Annotated in this window: 21 protein-coding genes; 12 read left to right on the top strand and 9 right to left on the bottom strand. The window is 70.9% G+C overall.

Going from position 1 to position 23,370, the window contains the following annotated elements; translation table 11 throughout:
• Positions 1-15 precede the first annotated feature (15 nt).
• The 7 genes from RS86_RS00940 to RS86_RS00910 are packed head-to-tail and all read left to right on the top strand — an operon-like array spanning position 16 to position 7,003.
• The gene (locus RS86_RS00940; RefSeq protein ID WP_045270330.1) at positions 16-1,128 is read left to right on the top strand and encodes a glycosyltransferase family 4 protein; all 1,113 of its coding nucleotides are present in this window, start codon (positions 16-18) and stop codon (positions 1,126-1,128) included.
• A 39-nt stretch (positions 1,129-1,167) separates the two neighbouring features.
• Positions 1,168-1,851, top strand: a complete 684-nt coding sequence (locus RS86_RS00935) for a glycosyltransferase family 2 protein (protein ID WP_045270329.1) — start codon at positions 1,168-1,170, stop codon at positions 1,849-1,851.
• Positions 1,852-1,859: 8 nt separating this feature from the next.
• Entirely contained in the window at positions 1,860-2,228 is a 369-nt protein-coding gene (locus tag RS86_RS00930) for a DUF2304 domain-containing protein (RefSeq protein WP_045270328.1), read from the top strand.
• On the top strand, positions 2,228-3,364 hold the full coding sequence (gene glf / locus RS86_RS00925; protein WP_045270327.1) for a UDP-galactopyranose mutase: 1,137 nt from the start codon (positions 2,228-2,230) through the stop codon (positions 3,362-3,364). The genes RS86_RS00930 and glf overlap by 1 nt, the downstream gene beginning before the upstream one ends.
• Positions 3,361-5,430 (top strand): acyltransferase family protein, encoded by a 2,070-nt coding sequence (locus RS86_RS00920; protein ID WP_052679994.1) that lies wholly within the window; start codon positions 3,361-3,363, stop codon positions 5,428-5,430. Before glf ends, RS86_RS00920 begins: the two co-directional genes overlap by 4 nt.
• 38 nt (positions 5,431-5,468) lie before the next feature.
• The gene (locus RS86_RS00915; protein WP_045270326.1) at positions 5,469-6,263 is read left to right on the top strand and encodes an ABC transporter permease; all 795 of its coding nucleotides are present in this window, start codon (positions 5,469-5,471) and stop codon (positions 6,261-6,263) included.
• The gene (locus RS86_RS00910) at positions 6,263-7,003 is read left to right on the top strand and encodes an ABC transporter ATP-binding protein (RefSeq protein ID WP_045270325.1); all 741 of its coding nucleotides are present in this window, start codon (positions 6,263-6,265) and stop codon (positions 7,001-7,003) included. Before RS86_RS00915 ends, RS86_RS00910 begins: the two co-directional genes overlap by 1 nt.
• 46 nt (positions 7,004-7,049) lie before the next feature.
• On the opposite strand, the gene RS86_RS00905 is transcribed toward RS86_RS00910, so the two are convergent.
• From RS86_RS00905 to RS86_RS00890, 4 genes are all read right to left on the bottom strand, one after another.
• On the bottom strand, positions 7,050-7,637 hold the full coding sequence (locus tag RS86_RS00905; protein WP_052679993.1) for a hypothetical protein: 588 nt from the start codon (positions 7,635-7,637) through the stop codon (positions 7,050-7,052).
• 6 nt (positions 7,638-7,643) lie between these two features.
• Entirely contained in the window at positions 7,644-8,618 is a 975-nt protein-coding gene (locus RS86_RS00900) for a glycosyltransferase family 2 protein (RefSeq protein WP_045270323.1), read from the bottom strand.
• Between the two features lie 113 nt (positions 8,619-8,731).
• Positions 8,732-10,027, bottom strand: a complete 1,296-nt coding sequence (locus tag RS86_RS00895; protein ID WP_045270322.1) for a lipid A core--O-antigen ligase — start codon at positions 10,025-10,027, stop codon at positions 8,732-8,734.
• Positions 10,024-11,430 carry an O-antigen ligase family protein gene (locus tag RS86_RS00890; RefSeq protein ID WP_045270321.1) on the bottom strand — a complete coding sequence of 469 codons (1,407 nt, stop codon included), beginning with the start codon at positions 11,428-11,430 and terminating at the stop codon, positions 10,024-10,026. The genes RS86_RS00895 and RS86_RS00890 overlap by 4 nt, the downstream gene beginning before the upstream one ends.
• 211 nt (positions 11,431-11,641) lie before the next feature.
• Here RS86_RS00890 and RS86_RS00885 point away from each other — a divergent pair, with 211 nt between their 5' ends.
• From RS86_RS00885 to RS86_RS00875, 3 genes are all read left to right on the top strand, one after another.
• Positions 11,642-11,959 carry a WhiB family transcriptional regulator gene (locus RS86_RS00885; RefSeq protein WP_082076464.1) on the top strand — a complete coding sequence of 106 codons (318 nt, stop codon included), beginning with the start codon at positions 11,642-11,644 and terminating at the stop codon, positions 11,957-11,959.
• A gap of 79 nt (positions 11,960-12,038) precedes the next feature.
• Positions 12,039-15,335, top strand: coding sequence for a glycosyltransferase (locus RS86_RS00880; protein WP_200892723.1), 3,297 nt, complete (start codon positions 12,039-12,041; stop codon positions 15,333-15,335).
• Positions 15,332-16,732 (top strand): DUF5719 family protein, encoded by a 1,401-nt coding sequence (locus RS86_RS00875; protein ID WP_045270320.1) that lies wholly within the window; start codon positions 15,332-15,334, stop codon positions 16,730-16,732. Before RS86_RS00880 ends, RS86_RS00875 begins: the two co-directional genes overlap by 4 nt.
• A gap of 35 nt (positions 16,733-16,767) precedes the next feature.
• Here RS86_RS00875 and RS86_RS00870 read toward each other — a convergent pair whose 3' ends face one another.
• Complete coding sequence (locus RS86_RS00870; RefSeq protein WP_235281556.1) at positions 16,768-17,211, bottom strand: hypothetical protein; 444 nt, start codon at positions 17,209-17,211, stop codon at positions 16,768-16,770.
• 107 nt (positions 17,212-17,318) lie between these two features.
• Here RS86_RS00870 and RS86_RS00865 point away from each other — a divergent pair, with 107 nt between their 5' ends.
• Positions 17,319-17,525 carry a DUF3499 family protein gene (locus tag RS86_RS00865; protein WP_045270319.1) on the top strand — a complete coding sequence of 69 codons (207 nt, stop codon included), beginning with the start codon at positions 17,319-17,321 and terminating at the stop codon, positions 17,523-17,525.
• 142 nt (positions 17,526-17,667) lie between these two features.
• On the opposite strand, the gene RS86_RS00860 is transcribed toward RS86_RS00865, so the two are convergent.
• Positions 17,668-18,516, bottom strand: coding sequence for an RDD family protein (locus RS86_RS00860; RefSeq protein ID WP_082076463.1), 849 nt, complete (start codon positions 18,514-18,516; stop codon positions 17,668-17,670).
• A gap of 16 nt (positions 18,517-18,532) precedes the next feature.
• On the opposite strand from RS86_RS00860, the gene RS86_RS00855 reads away from it, so the two are divergent.
• Complete coding sequence (locus tag RS86_RS00855) at positions 18,533-19,525, top strand: stage II sporulation protein M (protein WP_045270318.1); 993 nt, start codon at positions 18,533-18,535, stop codon at positions 19,523-19,525.
• 36 nt (positions 19,526-19,561) lie between these two features.
• Here RS86_RS00855 and RS86_RS00850 read toward each other — a convergent pair whose 3' ends face one another.
• The 3 genes from RS86_RS00850 to RS86_RS00840 form a co-directional block, all read right to left on the bottom strand.
• Positions 19,562-20,338, bottom strand: coding sequence for an aquaporin (locus RS86_RS00850; protein ID WP_045270317.1), 777 nt, complete (start codon positions 20,336-20,338; stop codon positions 19,562-19,564).
• A 139-nt stretch (positions 20,339-20,477) separates the two neighbouring features.
• Positions 20,478-22,691, bottom strand: coding sequence for a catalase/peroxidase HPI (gene katG / locus RS86_RS00845; RefSeq protein ID WP_052679992.1), 2,214 nt, complete (start codon positions 22,689-22,691; stop codon positions 20,478-20,480).
• 93 nt (positions 22,692-22,784) lie between these two features.
• Entirely contained in the window at positions 22,785-23,204 is a 420-nt protein-coding gene (locus RS86_RS00840) for a Fur family transcriptional regulator (protein WP_045270315.1), read from the bottom strand.
• Positions 23,205-23,370: the final 166 nt, after the last annotated feature.

Genomic DNA, 23,370 nt, shown 5'->3' with positions numbered 1-23,370 from the left:
CCGAGGAGAGCGCAGATGAGGATCGCCTTCGTCGTCAACAACTACCCGCCCAAGACGGGCGGCGTCGAGACGCACGTGCACAGCCTGGCACGGCGCCTGCGGTCGTCCGGGCACGAGATCCTCGTGATCACGCTTGCCGACGTCGCGGGTGCGTCGTCCGAGGACGGCATCGAGGTCATCCGGATGCGGGAGCATCTGCGGGTCGGGGACGTTCTCGGGTTCCCGTCGCCGGGGACGACGCGGCGGATCGCGCGCCTCCTGAAGGAGCGTCGCATCGACGCCGTCTCCGTGCACACGCGCTTCTTCCCGATGACCTGGATCGGCCTGCGCGCCGGTCGGCGAGCCGGGACCGCGGTCGTGCACACCGAGCACGGCAGCGACCACGTCGTCTCGCCGTCCGCGCTCATCTCGATGGCGAGCCGCATGGTCGACCGCACGCTCGGGCGCCACGTACTGCGCGCGGCCGATGAGGTGCTGGGCGTCTCGGAGAGCGTGACGGCCTTCGTCCGCCGACTGTCAGGGCGCGAGGCGCGCGTGTTCTACAACGCCATCGACGCGTCCCCGCGACCCGCGACCTCTGAACGATTCCCGCGCGCGGACCGGCTGGTCTTCGTGGGGCGTCTCGTCGCGGGCAAGGGCGCGGACGTCTTCGTCGATCTCGTGGCGGAGCTGGCGGCGGAGAACCCCGGCCTCGAGTCGGTGATGCTCGGAGACGGACCGGACCGGGCCGGCATCGAGGAGCGGATCCGTCGCGCGGGGCTCGAAGCACGGATCGCGGTCCGCGGACGCGTCTCCGCAGAGGAGGTGCGGCGCGAACTGCGCGGGGCGATCCTGGTGAATCCGACCACGCTCGCGGAGGGATTCCAGACCACGCTGCTCGAGGCGTTGGACGTGGACGGTCGCGTGGCGACCTACGACGTGCCCGGTGCGCGACTTCTGCGAGAACAGGGCTACCCGGTCATGATCGCGGAGCGACGGGATCTCGGGGCGCTGCTCGAGGCGGTGGATGCGGCCCGCAACGCCGATGCCGGCGATGCGCGGCTGCACGGCTGGTACTGGGAGGACCGTGCCGACGAGTACGTCGAAACCCTGGTGCGGAGCGTCCAGGGGCGCTCCAGGATGGCGTGACATAGACTGGGGCGGCCCGTTTCCCCTCCCGAAAGCCTCATGGATCACTCCTCGCACAACGACGACACCTGGCTCATCATCCCTCTCTTCAATGAGGCGACGGTGGTTCGAGAGGTCATCGCCGATGCCCGCACCACGTTCCCGAACATCGTCTGCGTCGACGATGGGAGCTCCGACGACTCCGTGTCGGAGGCGCTCGCGGGCGGCGCGATCGTGCTGCGCCACCCGATCAACCTCGGACAGGGCGCTGCACTGCAGACCGGCATCGAGTTCGCGCGGAGCCAGCCAGGCGCCGCCTACTTCGTGACGTTCGACTCGGACGGCCAGCACCAGGTCAGCGACGCGCTCGCGATGGTGCAGCGCCTCCGCGACGAGCCCTACGACATCATCGTCGGATCACGATTCCTGGACGGCCGCACGAACGCGGGGGCCCTCAAGAAGCTCGTCCTGCGGCTCGCCGTCCTCTTCGAGCGCCTCAGCACGGGGGTGCGCCTCACCGACGCGCACAACGGCCTTCGCGCGTTCAACCTGACCACCGCGCGCACCCTGCGGATCCGTCAGAACCGGATGGCGCATGCGAGCGAGATCGTCGCTCAGATCGGCAACCACAAGCTCCGCTACGCCGAGCAGCCCGTGCACATCATCTACACGGACTATTCGCGGTCGAAGGGGCAGTCGCTCTGGAACTCCGTGAACATCCTCAGCGAGCTCTTCATCAAATAGGACCGGACATGTTCGATCAGATCATCATCAAGGTCCTGCTGATCGCGGCCTTCATCATCTTCGGACTCATCCTGCTGCGGCCGGGTGGTTCCGCCCGCAACCAGGCGATCCGCACGATCACCCTCATCCTGCTGTTCGCGGCAGCGGTCTTCGCCGTGCTGTTCCCCGGACTCATCGACGATCTCGCCCGCAGCGTCGGGGTGGGGCGCGGCACGGATCTGCTGCTGTACGCCTTCATCATCGTCTTCGTCGGCAACGCGCTCACCGCCGTGCGGCACAGGCGTGCACAGGACGCGCAGATCACCCAGCTCGCGCGGCAGATCGCACTTCGTTCGCCGGAACGTCCTCACGAGCGCCAGCAGGAAGGGGAACTCTGATGGATCTCCTCATCGTCGGGTCGGGTTTCTTCGGCCTCACCATCGCAGAGCGCGCCGCCGCAGCGGGGCGCAAGGTCACCGTCGTCGACCGTCGTCATCACATCGGCGGGAACGCCTACAGCGAGGACGAGCCGACCACGGGCATCGAGGTGCACCGCTACGGGGCGCACCTGTTCCACACGTCGAACCCGACCGTGTGGGAGTACGTGAACAGGTTCACGACCTTCACGAGCTACGTGCACCGGGTGTACTCGACCCACCGCGGCGAGGTGTATCCGCTGCCGATCAACCTCGGCACGATCAACCAGTTCTTCCGTTCCGCCTACACGCCCGCTGAGGCGAAGGTCCTCATCGCGGGCCAGGCGGGCGAGTTCGACGCGCACGAGGCGAAGAACCTCGAAGAGCGCGGGATCGCGCTGATCGGCCGCCCGCTGTTCGAGGCGTTCATCCGCGACTACACCGCCAAGCAGTGGCAGACCGACGCCAGGGAGCTCCCGGCGTCGATCATCAGCCGGCTGCCGGTGCGCTACAACTACGACAACCGCTACTTCAACGACACGTGGGAGGGACTGCCCACGGACGGGTACACCGCGTGGCTGGAGCGCATGGCGGATCACCCGAACATCGACGTCGAGCTCGACGTGGACTTCTTCGACGAGTCGCAGCCGCTGAACAAGAAGGCGACGGTCGGTCAGGTGCCGATCGTCTACACCGGTCCGGTGGACCGCTACTTCGACTACGCCGAGGGCGAGCTGAGTTGGCGCACCATCGACCTCGAGCAGGAGGTCCTCGACGTGGGCGACTTCCAGGGCACGAGCGTGATGAACTACCCGGATGCGGACGTGCCGTACACGCGCATCCACGAGTTCCGGCACTTCCACCCCGAGCGCGCCGACCGGTACCCGACGGACAAGACCGTGATCATGCGAGAGTTCTCCCGCTTCGCAGAGCGCGGCGACGAGCCCTACTACCCGGTGAACACGTCGGCCGACCGCGAGGGACTCCTCGCGTACCGCGAGCTCGGCAAGGGCGAGCAGGGCGTGCACTTCGGCGGTCGCCTCGGCACCTACCAGTACCTCGACATGCACATGGCGATCGGATCCGCTCTGTCGATGTGGAACAACCAGTTGGCATGACGGTCGACGCAGAATCCCGACGGGCCCACAGGGCGGCGGCGGCGCGCAGCAGCGCCGTGCCGCCGTCGTCGCCCGGCTATCGCCGCGACATCGACGGACTCCGTGCCGTCGCGATCCTTCTCGTCGTCGTGTACCACGTCTGGATCGGGCGGGTGTCAGGGGGCGTCGACGTCTTCCTGATGATCTCGGCCTTCTTCCTCACGCGCTCGTTCGCGCGCCGGCTGGACGCCGGCAGGCCGCTCGCGGTCGGAACCTTCCTGCTGAGCCGCTTCCGGCGCCTGATGCCCGCGGCCGCGGTCGTCCTCGCCGCGGCGCTGGGCGCCTGCTGGCTGCTGCTGCCGGAGTCGGCGTGGCCTCAGCTGTGGAAGGAGGGATGGGCCTCCCTGGGCTATGTGCAGAACTGGGTCCTCGGCTTCGACGGCGTGGACTACTACGCGCACGACTCCGGTCTGGCCTCGCCGCTTCAGCACTTCTGGTCTCTCTCGGTGCAGGGGCAGGTCTTCGTGCTCTGGCCCGTCCTGTTCCTCCTCGGCGCCCTTCTCGTCCGATGGACGCGGAAGTCCGCCGCGTCGGTGATGGCCGTTCTCTTCGGCCTCGTGTTCGCGGGGTCGCTGGCGTTCTCCGTGTGGGAGACCGCCGAGCAGCAGACCTTCGCCTACTTCGACACCCGCGCGCGGCTCTGGGAGTTCGCGGCCGGATCCCTGCTCGCGCTCGCGCTGCCGTATGTGCGGGTGCCGCGGGTGCTGCGGGCCGTCCTCGGCTGGCTCGGCCTGGTCGGGCTCGTCGTCTGCGGCATGGTCATCGACGTGCGCGGAGGGTTCCCCGGCTACCTCGCGCTGTGGCCCATCGTCTCGGCCGCGCTCGTGATCGTCGCAGGCACGCGGCCGGCGGACGAGCACCCAGAGCTCGGCGATCTCGGGCCGGGGCGATTCCTCGCGACCCGTCCCGTTCTGGCGCTCGGACGCGATGCGTACGCGCTCTATCTGGTGCACTGGCCGATCCTCATCCTGTGGCTCACGGTCCGAGAGCGACCGCACGCCTCGTTCCTCGACGGCCTGGCGATCATCGGTCTCTCGCTCATCTTGGCCCGACTCGTGACCGTGCTCGTGGAGCGTCCGCTGAGACTGCCCGGAGGCGAGCGCGGCAGGCCCTGGCGCAACGTCGGCGTGATCGCGCTCTGCGTGGCGCTGGTCGCCGCGGTGCTGGCGCCCTGGCAGGTGGCCACGACCGTCAACGCGGAGATCCAGAAGGCGGCCTTCGCGGCGCAGTACACGGGGGCAGCCGGGGGAGACACCGCGGGCGACGGCAAGGACGTCCCGCTGATCCCCGTCCCCGGTGCGGGGGATCGCGAGCGCTGGTCCCGTCTCGACGAACCGTGCACCGGTCGGTTCGCATCGGACATCGCCGACGTCCAGGAGAGCTGCTCGCAGACGAAGAACGCCGCCACCGCTAAGCAGCTCGTCGTCGTCATCGGCGATTCCCACGCGAACCAGTTCTCCGGAGCCCTGCGCCCCGTCGCCGACGAGCGTGGCTGGGGGGTCGTCATGCTGATGCGCCCGTGGTGCTCGCTCGAGACGCACGAGGAGGGGACGGACCTGTCGAACTACTGCGACGACTGGCAGCGGGACGCCACCGACCTCGTGGTGTCGATGCATCCCGACGCGCTCTTCACGATCGTCACCGCGGCCTCCCCCGACTCCCCGGATGAGCGGCTCATCGACGGCGTGAACGAGACCGTGGACAGGTTCCTGTCCGAGGGGATCCGCGTCGTCGGCGTGCGCGACAACCCTCGTTCGGCGGTCGACAACCGCTACGAGTGCGCCATCGAGGGCCACCCGTGCAACTTCCCCGTCGAGCAGGCCCTTGCTGCGGAGAATCCGGCCGCGCCGCTCGCGGATCGCATCGGCCTCGTCGACTTCACGCCGTGGATCTGCCCGAACGGACTCTGCCTCACCGAGATGGGGCATGTGGCGGTGTATCTGGACACCAACCATCTCAGCTTCCCGTTCGTCAAGACCCTGGCTCCTGCTCTCGATCAGCAGCTCGGCGACTTCCTGAAGCCGTGACACAGGGATGGTCATCGCCGCCGCCTAGACTCGGAACCGTGAGTCACACGACGGCCGGCGCACCCGGAACGCCCCGGCGCTACTTCCACTCGCTGTGGCTGCTGTCCGCGCGCGACTTGCGCGTGCGCTACGCGACGAGCGTGCTCGGCTACCTCTGGTCGGTGCTGGATCCGCTCGTGATGAGCGCGATCTACTGGTTCGTGTTCACCCAGGTCTTCCACCGCGGCCAGGTGGGGGAGCAGCCGTACATCGTGTTCCTCATCGTCGCGCTGCTGCCCTGGGTCTGGTTCAACACCGCGGTGGGCGAGTTCACGCGCGCGTTCAAGAAGGACGCGCGGCTGATCCGCTCGACGGCGATCCCGCGGTCGATCTGGGTGATGCGCGTCATCCTGACCAAGGGGATGGAGTTCGCGTTCGCGATCCCCGTGCTCGTGCTCTTCGCGATCTTCGCCGGGGCGAAGCCGAACTGGTCGCTGCTGCTGTTCCCCGTCGCGATGATCTGGCAGACCGTGCTGCTGGTCGGTCTCGGGCTGCTCGTCGCGCCGCTCTGCGTGCTGTGGGCCGACCTGGAGCGCACGACCGCGCTGATCCTGCGCGCGCTGTTCTACGTGTCGCCCATCATCTACGGCTTCAAGGACCTGCCGCACCAGCTGCACATCATCGGCGCACTGAACCCGCTGTCCGGGATCTTCATGCTGTACCGCGTCGGCCTGTTCCCGGGGCAGTGGCAGCCGGAGCCGGTCATCATCGGTGCCATCGTGACGGTGATCTTCCTCGCCCTCGGACTGTTCACCTTCCGCTCGCTCGAGCGCGACGTGCTGAAGGAGCTGTGATGACCGAGCAGCACTCCGCGATCGAGGTCGACGGACTCGGCGTCCGATTCCGGCTCGGCCGCCGCGGACGCCGCAGCTTCAAGGACCTGTTCGCCGGCAAGAAGCGGCGCAACCGGCCCGGCGAGTTCTGGGCGCTGCGCGACGTCTCCTTCCGCGTGCGGCAGGGCGAGGCGATCGGTGTCGTGGGCCGGAACGGCCAGGGCAAGTCCACGCTCCTGAAGCTCGTCGCCGGCGTCCTCCTCGCCGACGAGGGCCAGGTGCGCGTGCACGGCGGCGTGGCGCCGCTGATCGAGCTCACCGGCGGCTTCGTGGGCGACCTCACCGTGCGTGAGAACGTGCGGCTGACCGCGGGACTGCACGGGATGGGGCGGGCCGAGGTCTCGGCGCGCTATGACGACATCATCGACTTCGCGGAGCTGGAGAAGTTCCAGGACACCCCGTACAAGCACCTCTCGAACGGCATGAAGGTGCGCTTGGCTTTCTCGGTCGTGTCGCAGCTCGAGGAGCCGATCCTGCTCGTCGACGAGGTGCTCGCAGTCGGCGACAAGGCGTTCCGGGACAAGTGCTATCAGCGCATCGACGAGCTTCTCGCCGAAGGGCGCACGCTGTTCTTCGTCTCGCACAACGAGAAGGACCTGCGCCGGTTCTGCACGCGCGGCCTCTACCTGAACAAGGGCGGGCTCGTGCTGGATGCGTCGATCGGCGAGGTGCTGGACAGCTACAACGCCGACAACCCCTGAGCCGCGCTCCGACCGCGGCCGGGACCCGGCGCGGTCCTGCGCCCGATCAGAGCCCGACGAGCGAGCGCAGCTGTCCGAGTGCGGCCTTCGCGTCATCGAGCGCGCCCGACGGGTCGGATCCGCCGGAATACGCCGAGCGCAGCGACTGCAGCCGGGCGGCGTAGACGTTCACGGCCTCGCCCCACTGCGTCGCGATCGCGGTCGGCGCGGGCTGTCCGGCCAGGTTCTGCGCATCGTTCTGCAGCGAGTCGACGACCTGCACCGCTGCATCGCCGCTCTGGCTCTGGACCAGCTCGAGGCCGGTCGACGCGTCGTCCAGTCGCGGCTGAACCTGCCCGCGGAACGCGTCCACGGACGGGTCGGGCACCGGGGGCGGCGTGGTCACCGGTGCCGTCGGGAGGTCGGTGGGAACGACGGTCGGTATCGGCGTGGTGCTCGGGGTCGCCGTCTTCGACGCCGTCGGGCTCGCCGTAGGGGTCGGGACGCCGTCACCGCGAGGGATCAGGAACAAGACGACGATGGCCGCCACGACGAGCGCCGCCACCACGAGCCCGATGATCAGGGCGATGCGGCCGCCGCGCTTCTTCGGCTCCTCAGGGAAGACCCAGACGGCCTCCGGCTTCTGCTCGCTCATCAGTCCTCAGTCCTCCAGTGCGGGCATCGGGCGCCAGCTGCGGTCACGGCCGATCCGGCCGCCGTCGCGCAGTCCGCGGAACAGGTTGCTGGTGCCGCGCACGGTCCGCTCGACGAACACCAGGCGGATGAGCTCCTTCGCGAAGGTCATCGCGGTGCCGAGGCCGAACAGGACCGGGTTGTACACGCGGTGCACGCGGTAGTACTGCTTCAGGTAGGCGCGATTGCGCATGATGTAGTAGCGGTAGGCGTTGCTGGACGCATTCATGTGCCGCACGCCCATGTCCCACTGCTTGATCTCGCGGGTGCGACGCAGCACGAACTCGTCGACGATGACGGCCTGCGTGCGCCGGGAGGCGAGCCAGCCGTACATCTGGTCGTCCCAGTAGATGAAGAACCGCGGATCCGGAAGGCCGATCTCCTTGACAATCGAGCGGTGGATGAACATGCCCTCGAAGCAGCCGCTGTTCATCGGCTTGAACCCCGTGGCGTCGAAACCGGCGGGGGCGAACGGGATCGGGATGCCCATGCGCTCGGCGATCCGGTACTGCCAGTAGAAGGCGCTGCCGTCGTAGTCGTAGCGGCGGCCCTGGATGCTCTTGAACCTCGGGGCCCACGCGCCCATGCGGGCCAGTCCGTCCGGCAGCACCTCGACGTCGTCGTCCATCATCCAGATCCACTCGGATCCCAGCTCGTACGCGGTGCGCATGCCTTCGCTGAACCCGCCGGATCCGCCGGTGTTGGTCTCCAGGCGCCGGTACACGATCTCCGCGTCGATCCGCGACCGGTAGGAGTCGACGACGTCCGTGGTGTCGTCGGAGGAGGCGTTGTCGATGATGACGACGCGGCCCGGCTTCGGGTCCATCTGCGCGATGCTGTCCAGCAGTCCCTGCAGCAGGTGCGAGCGGTTGTAGGTGACGACGACGATCGTCGCGGTGGCCGGGTCGAAGCCGGCGGCGCCGTTCTGGCGGTCAGGGGTCACGGATGTCGCTCCAGAGAGGGTGAAGGGGAGGTCTTCAGCCTACCCGCGGAAGCCCGTGCAACCCTGCGAACGCATGCGCGCGCCTCGCAGTCCGCCCGCGGCGCGGCGGCGGGTCAGCGGTCCGGCAGCGGCGTCGAGCTCGTCTGCACGGCGTCGATGTTCTCCCGCCAGGACCGGGACTGGCCGGCGCGGAGGGCGCACAGCACGAGCAGGAACCATCCGGCGTTGACGAGGGTGAAGCTCTCGAACACCGAATCGACGGCGAGGGCGACGAGGACGAGGGGTGTCCAGGCGTACACGACAGAGCGGCGGACGCTCGCGACCAGCCAGGAGCGCACCAGGGCGACCCCGCCGAGCAGGGAGAACAGCAGGAGCCCGCCGGCCCCGACCTGGAGCAGGGTGTCGAAGAACGCGTTCAGCGCGCTGCCGTGGTGGTCCTGGGTGAAGTAGTTGATGGAGTTGAACGGGTAGAGCGCGTCGCTCCAGAGGCCGAACCAGCCCCACCCCTGTGCGGGGCGCTGCTGCACGTAGGTGAGCAGGTTGCTCCACAGCTCGACACGGATGTTGAAGTCGCTGCCCGCATCGAGCACGGCGATGACGCGGGTGCGGAAGATCGCGATCGTGATGAGCACGGCGAGGACCACGCCGCCGATCGCCCACTGGAGAGGGCGCCGGCGTGCGGCGGGGGCCTGCCGCACGATCACCAGGGCGACGCTCGCCGCGCCCACGGCGGCCGCGAGCACGAGCACGGTGGGGGAGGCGGAGAAGAGCGCGAGGAACCCCGCCACCACCACCGACGGGATCGCGATCGCCGCCGACAGCGACTGCGAGCGCCACTCCACGACGAACGTGATGACGGCGATGACCGCGATGAACCCGAGCATGTTGCGCGTGCCGAAGAGGCCCTGGATCGGTCCCCCCGCCGCGAGCTCGCCCTGGATGCCGAGGAAATGGAACGGCATGTCCAGCAGGATCCCGCTCATGATCTCGGCGATCAGCGATGCGCCGAGCAGGATGCGCAGCGCGTCCCCCAGCGCGCGCACGGTCTGCAGGGTGTCCCTGATGTGGCCGACGACGACCGCGATCACCGCGTATCCGGCGAGGGCGGCCCAGGCCTTCAGGGAGGCCGCGGACGCGGTCGACCAGACCGCGCTCGCGAGCGTCCAGGCGAGGAATGCGAGCAGCGTCGACGGCGCGAGCCGGAGCGGACTGAGCTCTTCGCGGCGCACCCAGAGGATGCCGACGCCGATCACGCAGAGCACGGCGATGATCGTGTTGAGGGTCGCGGTCGAGGTCAATGCCGCGATCGCGAACGATCCGAACACGCTCAGCAGCGCGCAGGCCGAGTAGGCGCGCGCCATCTCGACCGAGGCGAGTGTCCTCGCCAGGCGTCGCCGCGGAGTGGTCATGCCGTCCGCCGGCGCGACTGCGGCGGCGCGCCCTCGCCGGGACCGGATCCCACGAACGGCGAGATCTTCATCTTGAACGACAGCAGGATCAGCAGCAGCCAGCCCCACAGCATGATCGGCGTCGATTCCGCGAGCCCCAGAACCAGGAGCATCGCGACGAGGATCGTCGGCAGCAGCGACAGTGCGGCATAGGGGCGGTCCTGCACGAGATCCCAGCGGGGGCGGTCCACGGCGAAGAACCAGGCGCGCCACGCGAACGCGAGGAAGGCGATCGCGATGAGCATCACGCCGATGAGGCCCAGCTGCAGGAACACGTCCAGCCACATGTTGTGCGCCATGAACACCGTGATGCGGTGATCGATGATCCAGTCGTGGAAGGCCGGGTCCCACGGCACCCACGGGGAGGAGAAGCCGTTGCCGAAGACCGGGCGCTCGACGGCGCGAGCCCACACCTTGCGCCAGATCTCGAGGCGTCCTGTAAGGTCGGAGGACTTTCCCAGGGCGCCGAACAGCACGTCGCGGCCGAACCAAGCGGCCGCGGCGCCGAGCAGGGCGAGGGCGGTGAACAGGGCGTACAACCGCGTGCGTCCGCGCGGCGTGCGCGTGCGGCGCATGAGCAGAGCCGCGACGAGCACGAGCGCGCCGACCGCGAACGACGCGTAGGCGGTGGCGGAACCCGCCCGGAGGAAGAAGAAGGCGGCGAGCACGATCCAGACGAGCAGGGCCCGTCTGCGTCGCGCTCCCTGCGCGTACAGCAGCGCGAACACCACGAGGGCGAAGGCGCAGAGGATGCCGAGCGTGTTCGAGTTGCCGACGATGCCCTGCACCCGGCCGCCGTCGAACAGGTCGCCGCGCACCCAGTACCAGTGCGGATCCGGCTTGCCTGCGGGCAGTTCGGAGAAGAACGGCAGCAGTGGATGCCGCATCACGAGCGCAACCCAGAGCTCGAGCAGCAGCGAGAGCCCGAGGATCCACTTCAGCGCGCTCGAGAGCGCGCGCACGATCTCGTGCCAGCTCAGCGTGAACGCGATGAACAGGGCGACGACGGTGATCGCCGCCTGCAGGGTCCAGGTGAGCAGCGTCGCCCACGGCCATCCCGACCAGGACACCGACAGCAGGGCCAGCGCCGTGTAGCCGAGCGCTGTCCACGGCATGCGGCGCCATGGGAATCGTGCGGGCCTGGCGAGCGCGATGCGCGGGATCGCGAGCCCGAGGGTGCCGAGGATCAGTACGCCCAGCACGGCGCCCGCCCCGTCCGCGCCGAGCAGATTGAAGATCGCCGTGTGCGCGAACACGCAGAAGAGCAGCAGCACGATATGCGCGCGCAGGAAGAGGTGCCCGGTGGATTCGCGTGCCGGAGCACTCGGCGGGAGTGCCGTGGAGAGTCGGGAGTGCTGCGCCATCGTGGTTCAGAGTACCGCCCGCGTCCTGTGACGTCGGGATCGTGGCCGGGCCTGCGACACGCCGGTGCGACACGCCGTATGCGGCGAAGAACGTTCAACGCGTGCTTGAGGGTTTACGATCCGCGACTTGACCAGGGCGAATGACACGGGTGTAATTAGTAGTGCAACGCGGCCCGCGGGGCACCCGGGGGGATACGAGGGAGAGGGCGACATGACGGCATACCGTTCAGACGTTCCCGACGACTGGTTCGTTGATCCGGTCCAGTTGGGGGTGCCGGGCGTCCGTCGCCCGACCGAGGGCGACGACAACGCACTCGCGTGGCAGAGCGACGCGCTGTGCGCGCAGACCGATCCGGAGGCCTTCTTCCCGGAGAAGGGCGGCTCGACCCGCGACGCGAAGCGCATCTGCACCACGTGCGACGTGCGGGGCGAATGCCTCGAGTACGCGCTGAACAACGACGAGCGCTTCGGAATCTGGGGCGGCCTCTCCGAGCGCGAGCGCCGCAAGCTCAAGCGCCGCGCCGGCTGAATGCTTCTGCCGGGAAATCCGGGACGCGCCCGCGTCCCATCCCGCCACCCGGCGGTGGCCCGCTTAGGCTGACCCCGTCATGTCTGCCCGAGTACACGCCGTCCTCGTCGCCCGTTCGGGTGCGACCTCCCTCGCGCGCCTGCTGCGCGCTCTCGATGCGCTCGCCGCCCAGACGCGCCGGCCGGATGCGCTGACGATCGTCGCGTGCGGCTCCTCGAGCGCGCTGCGGGCCAGTGCCCGCGTCGCCGAGGCCGCGGAAGCGGTGATCGAGACCAAGGCGTCCACGACGCTCGCCGAGGCGGTCGCCCTCGCGTTCCCGCGCGTGGCCGCCGATGCGGCCCTGTGGATCCTGACGGAGGACTGCGCTCCCGCTCCCGCGGCGCTCGCGCAGCTCGCCGGAGCGCTGGAGCGTTCGCCGGCCGCGGCGATCGCCGCACCCAAGCTCGTCAGCGCCCTCGACGAGCACCGCATCGTGTCGTTCGGGCAGAGCATGACCCGCCTCGGCCGCGCCGTCGACCCCGCACACGGGGAGCTCGACCAGGGGCAGCATGACGGCATGGACGACGCGCTCGGCGCCGATGCGCGCGGTCTGCTCCTGCGCGGCGGCCGCGGACTGCGCCCCGACGCGGGCCTCGGCGGACGCGACGAGGGGCTCGACCTCGGTATCCGCGCGCGCCTCGCCGGCGGACGCATGGTGCTCGCCGCGGGCGCACGGATCGCCGTCGACGATGGCGCGGAGGCGGAGGGCACCGCCGCGGACGCCTTCGCCCGCCGCCGCGCGCAGCTGCACCGGCGCCTGAGCTACGCTCCCGCCGCCGTGGTGCCGCTGCACTGGCTCTCGCTGCTGCCGCTCGCGCTGTGGCGCTCCATCACGCACCTGACGGGCAAGCGCCCCGCCGCCGTGCTCCCGGAATGGGGTGCGGCCGCCGTCGCCATGGTCTCGGGATCCGCCGTCGCGCGCTCCCGCAGGGCGATCCACGCCGACCGCAGTGCGAGCTGGGCGAGCATCGCCCCGCTCCGGGTCACCCGCGCGCAGCTGCGCCAGCGCCTGGACGACGGTCACGGCACCGAGGCCGGCGTGCACGAGGACCTCGGCTTCTTCTCCGGTGGCGGCGCCTGGGCGGTGCTCGCCGCGCTGGTCGCCGGCGTCGCGCTGTTCGCCTCGCTGCTGGCCTGGCCCGCCCTCGGCGGCGGCGCGCTGCTGCCCTTGCGGCAGACCGTCGAGGCGCTGTGGCGCGACGCCGCCTACGGGCAGCGCGGCTTCGGGGTCGACGTCGTCGGCCCTGCGGATCCATTCTCCGGTGTGCTGGCGGTCCTCGGCTCGCTCTGGCCGGGGTCGCCCTCCTACGCGCTGCTGCTGCTCTGGGTCGCGGCTCTGCCTCTCGCCGTGCTCGGCGGCTGGTTCGCCGCCACCCGGATCACCGACAAGCCGGGACTGCGCATTCTCGCCGGTGTCGTGTGGGCGCTCGCGCCCACCTTCCTGATCGCCCTCGCCGAGGGGCGCCCGGCCGCGGTGCTGCTGCACCTGCTGCTGCCGTGGGTGCTCCACACCGCTCTCGTCGCCCAGCGCTCCTGGGGCGCGGCAGGGGCCGCATCTCTTCTGACCGCGGCGGCACTGGCCTGCGCGCCCTCGCTCGCACCCGCGTTCGTGCTGCTCTGGCTCGTCGCCATCGTGTGGCTGCTCGCGCGCCGCTCGATGCGCGGCGCCGTGCGCATGGTCTGGGTGCTGGTGCCCGCCGTCGTCGTGTTCGCCCCCCTCGCGATCTGGCACGCGGCGCACGGAACCCTGTGGGCGCTGCTGTCGGATCCCGGCGCGATCGTGGTGGCGCCGCAGGCGACCGCGGACGCGGCAGGGCGGCTGTCGCTGCTCGCCGGCCTGCCGACCATGGACCAGGCGGGCTGGCCCGCGCTCCTGGGCATGAAGGACGCCTCCTGGGTGCTCTGGCTGGCCGCCCCGCTCGCCGTGCTCGCGCTGGTCTCCACGATCACGCGTCGCTGGAGCGTCGGGATCGGATCCCTTCTCGTCGCCGCCGCAGGCCTTGCCACCGCATTCGCCGCGGTGGGCGTCACCGTCGCCTTCGCGCAGTCGCAGGCCGTGCCGCTCTGGCCCGGCACAGGGCTGAGCCTCGCCTGGATCGGCGTGCTGGGCGGAGCTCTCGTGACCCTGGACTGCGCGATCACGCGCCCTGCCCTGCGCAGCACGGCCGCGCTCATCGCCGCCGCCGGCGTCGTGGTGTGCGCGGTGCCGACCGCCGTGTCGTTCGTCGCGGGGACCGCGACCATCCAGCGCGGCGACCTGACCACGCTTCCGGCCTACGTGAATGCGCAGGCCCGCGCCGATCGCGAGCTCGGCACCCTCGTGCTCAGCGCGCAGTCGGACGGCGCCCTCGCCAGCACTGTCGTCTGGGGTGCGAGCGCCACGCTCGGTGCGCAGTCCACGATCATCAACACCGCGACCTCCGTGCCGGGCAAGGACTACACCGAGCTGACGGTCGACCTCGTCTCCGCGCGGCAGTTCGACGCGCCCAAGGCGCTCGGCGCCCTGGGCGTGCGCTTCGTACTGCTGCAGGCGGGGACGGACAAGGAGACGTCGGCCGAGCGCTCGCTGCGGCTGCAATCCGCGACCGCTCTGGATCAGCGTGCGGGATTCGTGCGCGTCGGGGAGACGGCCCGCGGCGTTCTGTGGCGCATGGACGCCGAACCCGCCGCCCGCGCGGGGCTCGGCGTCGGACAGCGCGCGACCGCGCAGCTGGTGGTGACGGTCGAGCTCATCGTGTTGCTCGCCGCTCTCCTGCTTTCCATCCCGACCCGTGCCTCGCGCCGGGCGGCTCGAGCGGTTCCCCGCGCCGTCGGCGTGCTGCCGGAGCGGGCTCCCCGCCCGGTCAAGCCGCAGCGGGAGCGCCCCGTGCGCGTTTCGAAGAAGCGCAAGGCCGCGCCGGCATCCGTCGTGGTCCCCGCCGTTGTCGCGGCGCCCGGCGAGGCGCTGGCTTCGGACGCGGCGCCCGCATCCGGCACCGAGGGCGAGGCTCCGGCGGTCGTCGAGGCCCCGGCGGTCGCCGAGACTCTGGCGGTCGTCGAGGCCCCGGCGGTCGCCGAGACTCCTGCGGAGACGGCGCGCGAGGCGACGCCGGACGATGCTGCCGCCGAGCCCGATGCGGACGCGATCGAGACGGCGGCAGAGCCCGCCGCGGCGATCGAGACGGCGGGTGAGGCACCCGAGCAGGGCGCAGCCGACACCGCTGCGGAATCGGGCGACCCGGAACCGGACCGCGACGATCCCGATCCCCGTCCCGATCCAGAGGATTCAGATCCCGAGGATCCAGGAGCCGCGGCCGCCGAGACCGCATCCACGCCCGCGAAGGAGGCAGACGCATGAGCCGCAGGACCTCCGTCCGTCTCGTCGCCACCGGCGCCCGGCTCACGGCCGGCATCGTGGTCTCGGCCGCCTGCGTCGCGGGTGCCGTGATCGCGATCCCCGCGGCCTGGCCGACGATCGCGAGCGCGCCCGCGCACACGACGGTCAAGCCCGTCGCGGGCGACACGCTGCTCAGCTGCGCAGGATCCTTCCTCGCTCTCGGACGCGACGCGGCTCAGGCCTCGCAGCTCAGCGTGGCGGGCACGCCGAAGCTCGTGAGCGGCGCCTCGGAGGGCGCGGACCTGACCTCGGCCGAACTCGGCATGTCCGACGTGGTCGGGGCCACCGCGGCTCCAGGGTTCACGGCCTCCCCGCACGACAGGGCGCCGGCGCTCGTCGCCGCGGCCCAGTCCGTGACGGTCTCCGCCGACGACCTCTCCGGCTTCGCGGCATCCGCCTGCCGTCCGCCCAGCATGGAGTCCTGGATCGTGGGCGGTGCCGGCACCACCGGCTCCAGCGACATCCTGCTGATCGCGAACCCGGGGGCGGTCACGGCGACCGTCACGTTCACCGAGTACGGATCCGCCGGCGGCACGCACTCCTCTGAGCTCGTGGTGCCCGCGGGCACCCAGTCCACCGTGCCGCTCGTCGCGGGTTCCGCGGGGGAGAGCAGCCCGGTCGTCAAGGTGACCTCGAGCGGCGCCCCGGTGCGCGCGGCGCTGCAGTCGAGCCTCATCCGCACCCTGGATCCGGTCGGCATCGACGTGCAGGATGCGATCGCGCAGCCGCAGAAGGACTTCTCACTGCTCGGCGTGCGCGCCCTGGTCGGCTCCGACGACGACGACAACGCCTCGACCGCCGTGCGCCTGCTGGCGCCCGACGCAGACGCCACCGTGACCCTGCAGCCCCGCAATGCGGCCAACGGCAGCAAGGTCGGCGACCCCAAGACCGTGAAGCTCACCGCCGGCCAGGTCGGTTCCGTCAACTTCTCCGCGTTGAAGCCGGGGCTCTACGCGATCGATGTGAAGTCGAGCACCCCGGTGGTCGCCGCGGCCTGGCAGACCACGGGCTTCGCCAAGGGATCGGACTTCGCCTGGATGACGCCCGCGCCGCTGCTCACCGGGACCACGGCCTTCGCCGTGGCGGAGGGGCCAGCGCCGCAGCTGCACCTGCAGAACGCGACCGCTGAGGCGACCACGGTCGAGCTGACCCCGCTCCAGGGCGGGGCGACCCAGCGCGTCGCGCTGCAGCCGGACGGCGCGGCGACGGTCGCGCTCAGCGCCTCCACGACGTACACGCTCTCGTCTCCCACGGCCGTCAGGGCCGCGGTGGTCTACTCGGGCATCGGACTGCTGGCCGGATATCCGGTTTGGGCGACGGACGCCGCGGCGGCCCCGATCACGGTCTACCAGCGCTAGGCGCCGGGGTCACGGCGTCCGAAGCGCCGGACGCCTCACTCGTCGGTGTCGAAGCCGCGCGGATCCATCTCCCACGGCTCGCGACCGATGTACTGCGCGGCGGCGCGGAACACCGCGCCCTCGATCGCGACACGTCGGTGCGATGCGTCGTCGTGCCCGGGTTCGAGGAGCCGCTCGATGGGCACGCGGAACAACACGATCCGCTGCGCCTGGGTGTCCACGAGCCACCGCGGCAGCCCGTCCGGATCCGAGTGGGTGGGCATCGCGGCGATCTCGATGCGCACGGGGCGCAGATCCGGCCACATCGAGCGCAGCAGCTCGACCGCGGATCCGACGTGCAGATCGAAGGTGTCGAGTCGTCCATCGAGGGGAGGCAGCGGTGGCCGTACGACGGAGCTGCGGCCCAGGCGGCCGTGGCGGCCGTGCCGGTCGCCACGACGCGGGACGACCGCGCGGCGGGAGGGGCGGGCACGGCGCATGCCGCCAGTCTAGGCGTCGCCCGGGGTGCTCTGCGGCGGGCGGCGGATCCGGCGGTCGTGCGCGCGGCCTCCCGGAGCACGCCTGCGGGCCCCGTAGCCTGAGGGGGATGTACGGACGACTCTGCTCCAAGGTGGGCTGCGCGCGCGAGGCCGTGGCGACCCTCACCTACGACTACGGCGACCAGATGGCGGCGCTCGGGCCGCTCGGCGCCGAGAACGACCCGCATGCGCACGATCTCTGCGCGATCCACGCCGAGCGCCTCTCGGTGCCGGCCGGCTGGATCGTCGTCCGGCACGAGACCCTGCAGGCCTGACCCTTCGTCTCGCTGCGCTCGCTCAGGGACCGTCTCGCTGCGCTCGCTCAGGGACCGTCTCGCTGCGCTCGCTCAGGGACCGTCTCGCTGCGCTCGCTCAGGGACCGTCTCGCTGCGCTCGCTCAGGGACCGGCGGGCCTGATCACACGCCGACGTCGACGCCGCTGAGGCGCTGTACGCGCGCGTCGGCGAGGGCCAGCGCTCGCCGCTCCCGCTCACGGCGCAGCACGGTCGCCGCGACGAGCACGGCCTCCGGGGGAGCAGCCGGCAGGGGAGAGATGTAGGCCGATGCCTCGGTCAGCAGCTCGTGCGCGATCCGCGCCCTGGCGGCGGGCAGCAGCTGCGGCGAGCTGTCCAGGTACTGCGAGATCCGCCGCGCGAGCCGATCCGGCATGCGTGCGACGTCGGCGATCGCCGCCCATGACTCGAGCCCCTGGGGCATCATGAGCACCCGCGCGGCCAGGCGCGGCGTGCGCACCTTCTGGCTGTACGTCCCGGCGACGAGGTCGCCCAGGCGCTGCGAGCGGGCGGTGAACGCCGCGGTCAGGAAGGCCACGGCGCCGAACGTGAGATAGGTCTCGAACACGCCGATCAGCGAGCGGATGAGGGCGTGCCGGAAGCCGGCGGCACCGCCGTCGATGCGCACGATCCGTCCGCCCACCGCGAGCTTGCCCAGGCTGCGGCCGTGCGTGAGGGTCTCGATCGTGCACGGCACGATCACGAACGCCGTGACCAGGGCCAGCACGGAGAGAATGCCGTCGAGGGCGTGATCGCCGAAGGCGCCGAGCATCCAGTAGCGCACGGCGATGTACCCGAGGAAGACCGCCCAGCTCAGGACAGCATCGATCAGGGCGCCCAGTGTGCGGAAGAACAGGCCGACGGGCTGGACCTCGATCGCGACGGCCTCACCGGACAGCACCTCGTCGTCACTGTCGAGCGCCGCGATCGAGTGTGCGGCGCCCACGGCGTTCGAGGCGCTGGCATCCGACATGGGTACAGTAAAACACGTGGACGCCGACGCACTCGCCGATGCCAGGAGCCGCGAGTGGGCGCGCCTGGACGAACTCAGCAGACAGGCGCTCGACGGTGCCGGTGTCGACGAGCTCATCACGCGCTACCGTGCGGCCTCGGCGGATCTGGCCGACCTGCGCAGCTCGGTGGGCTCCTCGCCGCAGAGCGCGCACGTCTCCACGATCCTGGCGAGGGCGCGACTGCGGTTGACGGGGCAGGGCGAGAACGTGCTCCGTCAGATCACCCGATTCTTCACCCTGCAGCTCCCCGCCGCGCCGTACCGGCTGCGCTGGACCACCCTCGTGATCGCGCTCGCGAGCCTCGCGGTGATGGTCGGGGTCGCGATCTGGATCACCTCGGATCCGGCTCTCGTCGCGGCGCTCGGATCCAAGGCCGACCTTCAGTACTATGCCGACCACTCCTTCACGGACTACTACACCGAGAACCCCGCGGCGGAGTTCGCCGGGATGGTGTGGACGAACAACGCGTGGATCGCGGCGCAGTGCGTGCTGCTCGGGGTCACCGGCATCTGGCCGGTCATGGTCCTCATGCAGAACGCCGTGAACGTCGGCCTCGCGGTCGGCATCATGTTCGCGTTCGGCCGCGGCGACGTCGTGGTCCTCTACCTGCTGCCGCACGGCATGCTCGAGCTCACCTGCATCTTCGTCGCCGCAGCGGCGGGCCTGCACATCTTCTGGGCCTGGCTCGTGCCGGGGGAGCGCACCCGCGGCGAAGCGCTCGCGGTCGCAGGACGCTCGCTCGGCACGGTCGCCATCGGGCTCGTGTTCGCGCTCGGGCTCTCCGGCATGGTCGAGGGCTTCGTGACCGGCTGGGGGCTGCCCTGGCCCGTGAAGATCGGCATCGGCGCGCTCGCGCTCGCGGTCTTCCTCGCCTACATGCTGATCCTGGGCCGTCGTGCGCAGCGCCGGGGCGAGAGCGGCGACCTCACCGAGTTCGAGGCGGGGACGCCGACGCTCGTGGCAGGCTGAGCGGGCCCGCCGTCCGAGGACGGGTCGTGCCCGAGGTCACGCCTGCGCGGCGGGGTTCGGCTGGTCGAAGAGCGCGCGATAGGTGAAGCCGGCGATCAGGGCGCCGAGGATCGGGAAGATCAGGAACACCCACAGCTGCGCGAGCGGTGCGACTCCTCCGTAGATCGCCGTGGCCAGCGAGCGCGCGGGGTTCAGCGAGGCGTTGTCGATCGGCAGGGTCGCCAGCACGCCGAGGGTCAGCGTCAGCCCGATCGCGACGCCCGCGAAGGGGGTGCCGCGCGTCGGATGCGTGACGCCGAGGATCACGAAGAGGAACAGCGCCGTGAACACGACCTCGGCGATGATCGCCGCCCACACCCCGAAGCCGCCGGGGGAGAGCGCGCCCCAGCCGTTGCTCGCGAAGCCCGAGTCCTGAGCCCGGGGCAGCCAGCCCTCAGGGCCGAACGTGCCGATCAGGGTCAGCACCGTCGATGCCACGACGCCGCCCACGCACTGCGCGACGATGTAGGGACCGGCGTCCCGCCACGCGATCCGCCCCGCGGCCGCCGCGCCGAGGGTCACGGCGGGGTTGAAATGCCCGCCCGAGATCGGTCCGAAGGCGTACACGCCGACGAGCACCGAAAGGCCGACGGCGAGCGCCACGGCGAGGTAGACGGAGCCCTGCGCGCCCGGATCGGTGAAGTGGCTGGACGCGAACAGGGCGGTGCCCATCGCGGCCGCCACGAGCAGGAACGTGCCGAGGCCCTCCGCGACCAGGCGCGGAGCGAGCGACGAGGCCGGAGCGGCCGGTGCGTCGACGGGGGAGGAGGACATGGGGCTCCTTGCTCTCTGGCGCCGCGGGAAGTCGGGCGCCGCTGTCCGTCAGCGACATTACCGGCGAAGGCGCATCCTGCGCCGCAAGAGCGACGGCCCGCCCCGGGATCGGGACGGGCCGTCGGACGGGCGGATCCGGTCAGCGCACGTCGTAGCGATCGAGCTCGGCGACCTTGACCCAGGCCTTCACGAAGTCGTCCACGAACTTCGCGCCGGCGTCGTCGCTCGCGTACACCTCGGCCAGCGCCCGCAGCTCGGAGTTCGAGCCGAACACGAGGTCCGCACGCGTACCGACCCAGGTCTTCTCGCCCGTCGCGTCGTCCGTGGCCTGGAAGGCGTGGGATCCGGGATCCAGCGGCTTCCACGTCGTGTTCAGGTCGAGCACGTTCACGAAGAAGTCGTTCGTGAGCACGCCGGGGATGTGCGTGAACGCGCCGTAGGCGGATCCGTCCCAGTTCGCACCGAGCACGCGGAGGCCGCCCACGAGCACCGTCATCTCGGGCGCGGAGAGGGTCAGCAGCCCCGCCCGGTCGACCAGCAGCACCTCTGCGGGGATCGCCCTGGCCACGTCGCTGGCGTAGTTGCGGAAGCCGTCGGCCTGCGGGTTGAGGTAGGCGAACGAGTCGACGTCCGTCTGCTCCTGCGTCGCATCGGTGCGCCCCGGCGTGAACGGGATCTCGACGGCACGCCCGGCGGCGGCCGCAGCCTGCTTCACGCCCACGTTCCCGGCCAGCACCACGAGGTCGGCGAACGACACCTGCGCGCCGCCCTCCGCGTTGAACGCCTCCTGCACGCCCTCCAGTGCCGCGATCACGCGCGCGAGCTCTGCCGGGCGGTTGACCTCCCAGCTGCGCTGCGGCTCGAGCCGGATCCGGCCGCCGTTCGCGCCGCCGCGTTTGTCGCTGCCGCGGAACGAGGCTGCCGCGGCCCACGCGGTCGACACCAGGTCGGACACGCTGAGGCCGGTCGCCGCGATGCGCTGCTCCAGGTCGGCGACGTCAGCGGCGCCGATCGGCGCGCCCTCCGGTGCGGGCACCGGGTCCTGCCAGAGCAGGTCCTCCGCGGGGACTTCGGCGCCCAGGTAGCGGGCCTTCGGGCCGAGGTCGCGGTGGGTCAGCTTGAACCACGCGCGGCTGTAGGCGTCGGTGAACGCGGCCTGGTCGTCCTTGAAGCGCAGCGAGATCTCCCGGTAGATCGGGTCCTCCCGCAACGCCACGTCGGTCGTGAGCATGCGCGGCTCCCGACGGCCCTCGCCCTGCGCCTCCGGCACCATGTCGAGGCCGGCGCCATCGGTCGGCTTCCAGTGCTTGCCGCCGCCGGGACCCGTGGTGAGCTCCCAGTCGTAGGCGAAAAGGATGTGGAAGAACTCGTTGTCCCAGCGGGTGGGGTGATAGGTCCAGGTGACCTCGAGGCCGGATCCGATGGTGTCGATGCCGTGCCCGGCGCCGTGGCTGCTCTTCCAGCCCAGGCCCATCTGCTCCATCGGCGCCCCCTCGGGCGACTCGCCGACGTTGCCGGCCTCGGGCGCGGCGCCGTGCGTCTTGCCGAACGTGTGGCCGCCCGCGATGAGGGCGACCGTCTCCTCGTCGTTCATCGCCATCCGGCCGAACGTCTCGCGGATGTCCTTCGCGGCGAGCACCGGATCCGGGTTGCCCTCAGGCCCCTCGGGGTTGACGTAGATGAGTCCCATCATGGTGGCCGCGAGCGGCTTCTCGAGCGAGCGCTCTCCCTGCTCGTCGGTGCCGATACGGGCGCTGGAGTCGAGCCAGATCTTCTCCGAGCCCCAGTACACGTCCTCGTCCGGCTCCCACACGTCGGGACGTCCGCCGGCGAAGCCGAACGTCGGCATGCCCATCTGCTCGTGCGCGACGTTGCCGGCCAGGATCATCAGGTCGCCCCAGCTCAGCGCCTTGCCGTAGGCCTTCTTCACGGGCCAGAGCAGGCGGCGCGCCTTGTCCAGGCCGACGTTGTCGGGCCAGCTGTTCAGCGGGGCGAAGCGCTGCTGGCCGGTGCCGCCGCCGCCCCGGCCGTCGAACACCCGGTAGGTGCCCGCGGAGTGCCAGGCCATGCGGATCATGAGCGGGCCGTAGTTGCCGAAGTCGGCGGGCCACCACGGCTGCGACTCGGTGAGCAGGGCGGCGATGTCGCGCTTGACGGCGTCGAGGTCGAGCGCCTCGAATGCGGCGCGGTAGTCGAAGTCCTCGCCGTGCGGATCGCCCACGGCGGGGTTCTTCGCGAGCTGGCGCAGGTTCAGGCGCTCCGGCCACCAGTCGGTGTTGCCGGTGCGGCCGCCCGCGGGACGCGGGGCAGGCGTGCTGCCGGCGTGGTCGATCGGGCAGGTGTTCTCAGACAAGGCTGATCCTTTCCTCTTCTTTTGGTCGGTCGATGGCGCGCCGAGCACCGCTCCCCGGCGGTGGTCCAGGGGCGGGTGCGGCGCGAGTCTCGGTCAGGCGGCCGCGGGCGCCTCGTCGCACGCGCGGCAGACCGCGCGGTAGGTGACGGAGGCCTCGAGCAGTCTCATGCCGTGGTCCTCGGCGGGGTGCAGGCAGGGGGAGGCGCCGACGGCGCAGGCGACGACCTCCAGGCGGCCGCAGCGCACGCACTGCATGTGGTGGTGGTTGTCGCCGGGCTCGACCTCGAAGAGCGCCCGGTCGGCGTCGGGCAGGCTCACCCGGCGGATGATGCCGGCCGTCGCGAGGTCTCCGAGGATCGCGTGCACGGTGGGCAGGGCGATGCCGGCGCCGTCGACGGCGGTGTGGATCCGATCCGCGGAGCTGTGCGGGGCGAGCGCGAGGGCCTGCAGCACCGCGATGCGCTGCACGGTGACGCGCAGTCCCGCCCCGCGGAGGATCGCCGACGTGTCCATGACTCCAGGGTAGCTTTTCCTGAATGATTCAGGAAAACCTGCGTCCGGCTGGCGTGTCCCGCCCCCTTGGTTGACCGCGAGACTCCAACTCGGCGACGAGACTGCGCTCGCGCACTGCAGTCTCGTCGCCGAGTTGGAGTCTCGCGGGTAACCAAGGGGGCGGGAC

The sequence above is a fragment of the Microbacterium azadirachtae genome (genome assembly GCF_000956505.1).
Taxonomy (GTDB): domain Bacteria; phylum Actinomycetota; class Actinomycetes; order Actinomycetales; family Microbacteriaceae; genus Microbacterium; species Microbacterium azadirachtae_A.
The sequence above is the reverse complement of the archived record's forward strand: the minus strand, read 5'-3'. Positions and strand labels throughout refer to the sequence as shown.

Coding starts and splice junctions, on each gene's coding strand:
- RS86_RS00905 (WP_052679993.1), bottom strand. CDS start 7,637: ATGAGCGAGCAGAAGCCGGAGGCCGTCTGGGTCTTCCCTGAGGAGCCG.
- RS86_RS00840 (WP_045270315.1), bottom strand. CDS start 23,204: ATGGACACGTCGGCGATCCTCCGCGGGGCGGGACTGCGCGTCACCGTG.
- RS86_RS00935 (WP_045270329.1), top strand. CDS start 1,168: ATGGATCACTCCTCGCACAACGACGACACCTGGCTCATCATCCCTCTC.
- RS86_RS00890 (WP_045270321.1), bottom strand. CDS start 11,430: ATGGCGCAGCACTCCCGACTCTCCACGGCACTCCCGCCGAGTGCTCCG.
- RS86_RS00870 (WP_235281556.1), bottom strand. CDS start 17,211: ATGCGCCGTGCCCGCCCCTCCCGCCGCGCGGTCGTCCCGCGTCGTGGC.
- RS86_RS00860 (WP_082076463.1), bottom strand. CDS start 18,516: ATGTCGGATGCCAGCGCCTCGAACGCCGTGGGCGCCGCACACTCGATC.
- RS86_RS00875 (WP_045270320.1), top strand. CDS start 15,332: ATGAGCCGCAGGACCTCCGTCCGTCTCGTCGCCACCGGCGCCCGGCTC.
- RS86_RS00930 (WP_045270328.1), top strand. CDS start 1,860: ATGTTCGATCAGATCATCATCAAGGTCCTGCTGATCGCGGCCTTCATC.
- RS86_RS00865 (WP_045270319.1), top strand. CDS start 17,319: ATGTACGGACGACTCTGCTCCAAGGTGGGCTGCGCGCGCGAGGCCGTG.
- RS86_RS00910 (WP_045270325.1), top strand. CDS start 6,263: ATGACCGAGCAGCACTCCGCGATCGAGGTCGACGGACTCGGCGTCCGA.
- RS86_RS00885 (WP_082076464.1), top strand. CDS start 11,642: ATGACGGCATACCGTTCAGACGTTCCCGACGACTGGTTCGTTGATCCG.
- RS86_RS00895 (WP_045270322.1), bottom strand. CDS start 10,027: ATGACCACTCCGCGGCGACGCCTGGCGAGGACACTCGCCTCGGTCGAG.
- RS86_RS00880 (WP_200892723.1), top strand. CDS start 12,039: ATGTCTGCCCGAGTACACGCCGTCCTCGTCGCCCGTTCGGGTGCGACC.
- RS86_RS00940 (WP_045270330.1), top strand. CDS start 16: ATGAGGATCGCCTTCGTCGTCAACAACTACCCGCCCAAGACGGGCGGC.
- RS86_RS00850 (WP_045270317.1), bottom strand. CDS start 20,338: ATGTCCTCCTCCCCCGTCGACGCACCGGCCGCTCCGGCCTCGTCGCTC.
- glf (WP_045270327.1), top strand. CDS start 2,228: ATGGATCTCCTCATCGTCGGGTCGGGTTTCTTCGGCCTCACCATCGCA.
- RS86_RS00920 (WP_052679994.1), top strand. CDS start 3,361: ATGACGGTCGACGCAGAATCCCGACGGGCCCACAGGGCGGCGGCGGCG.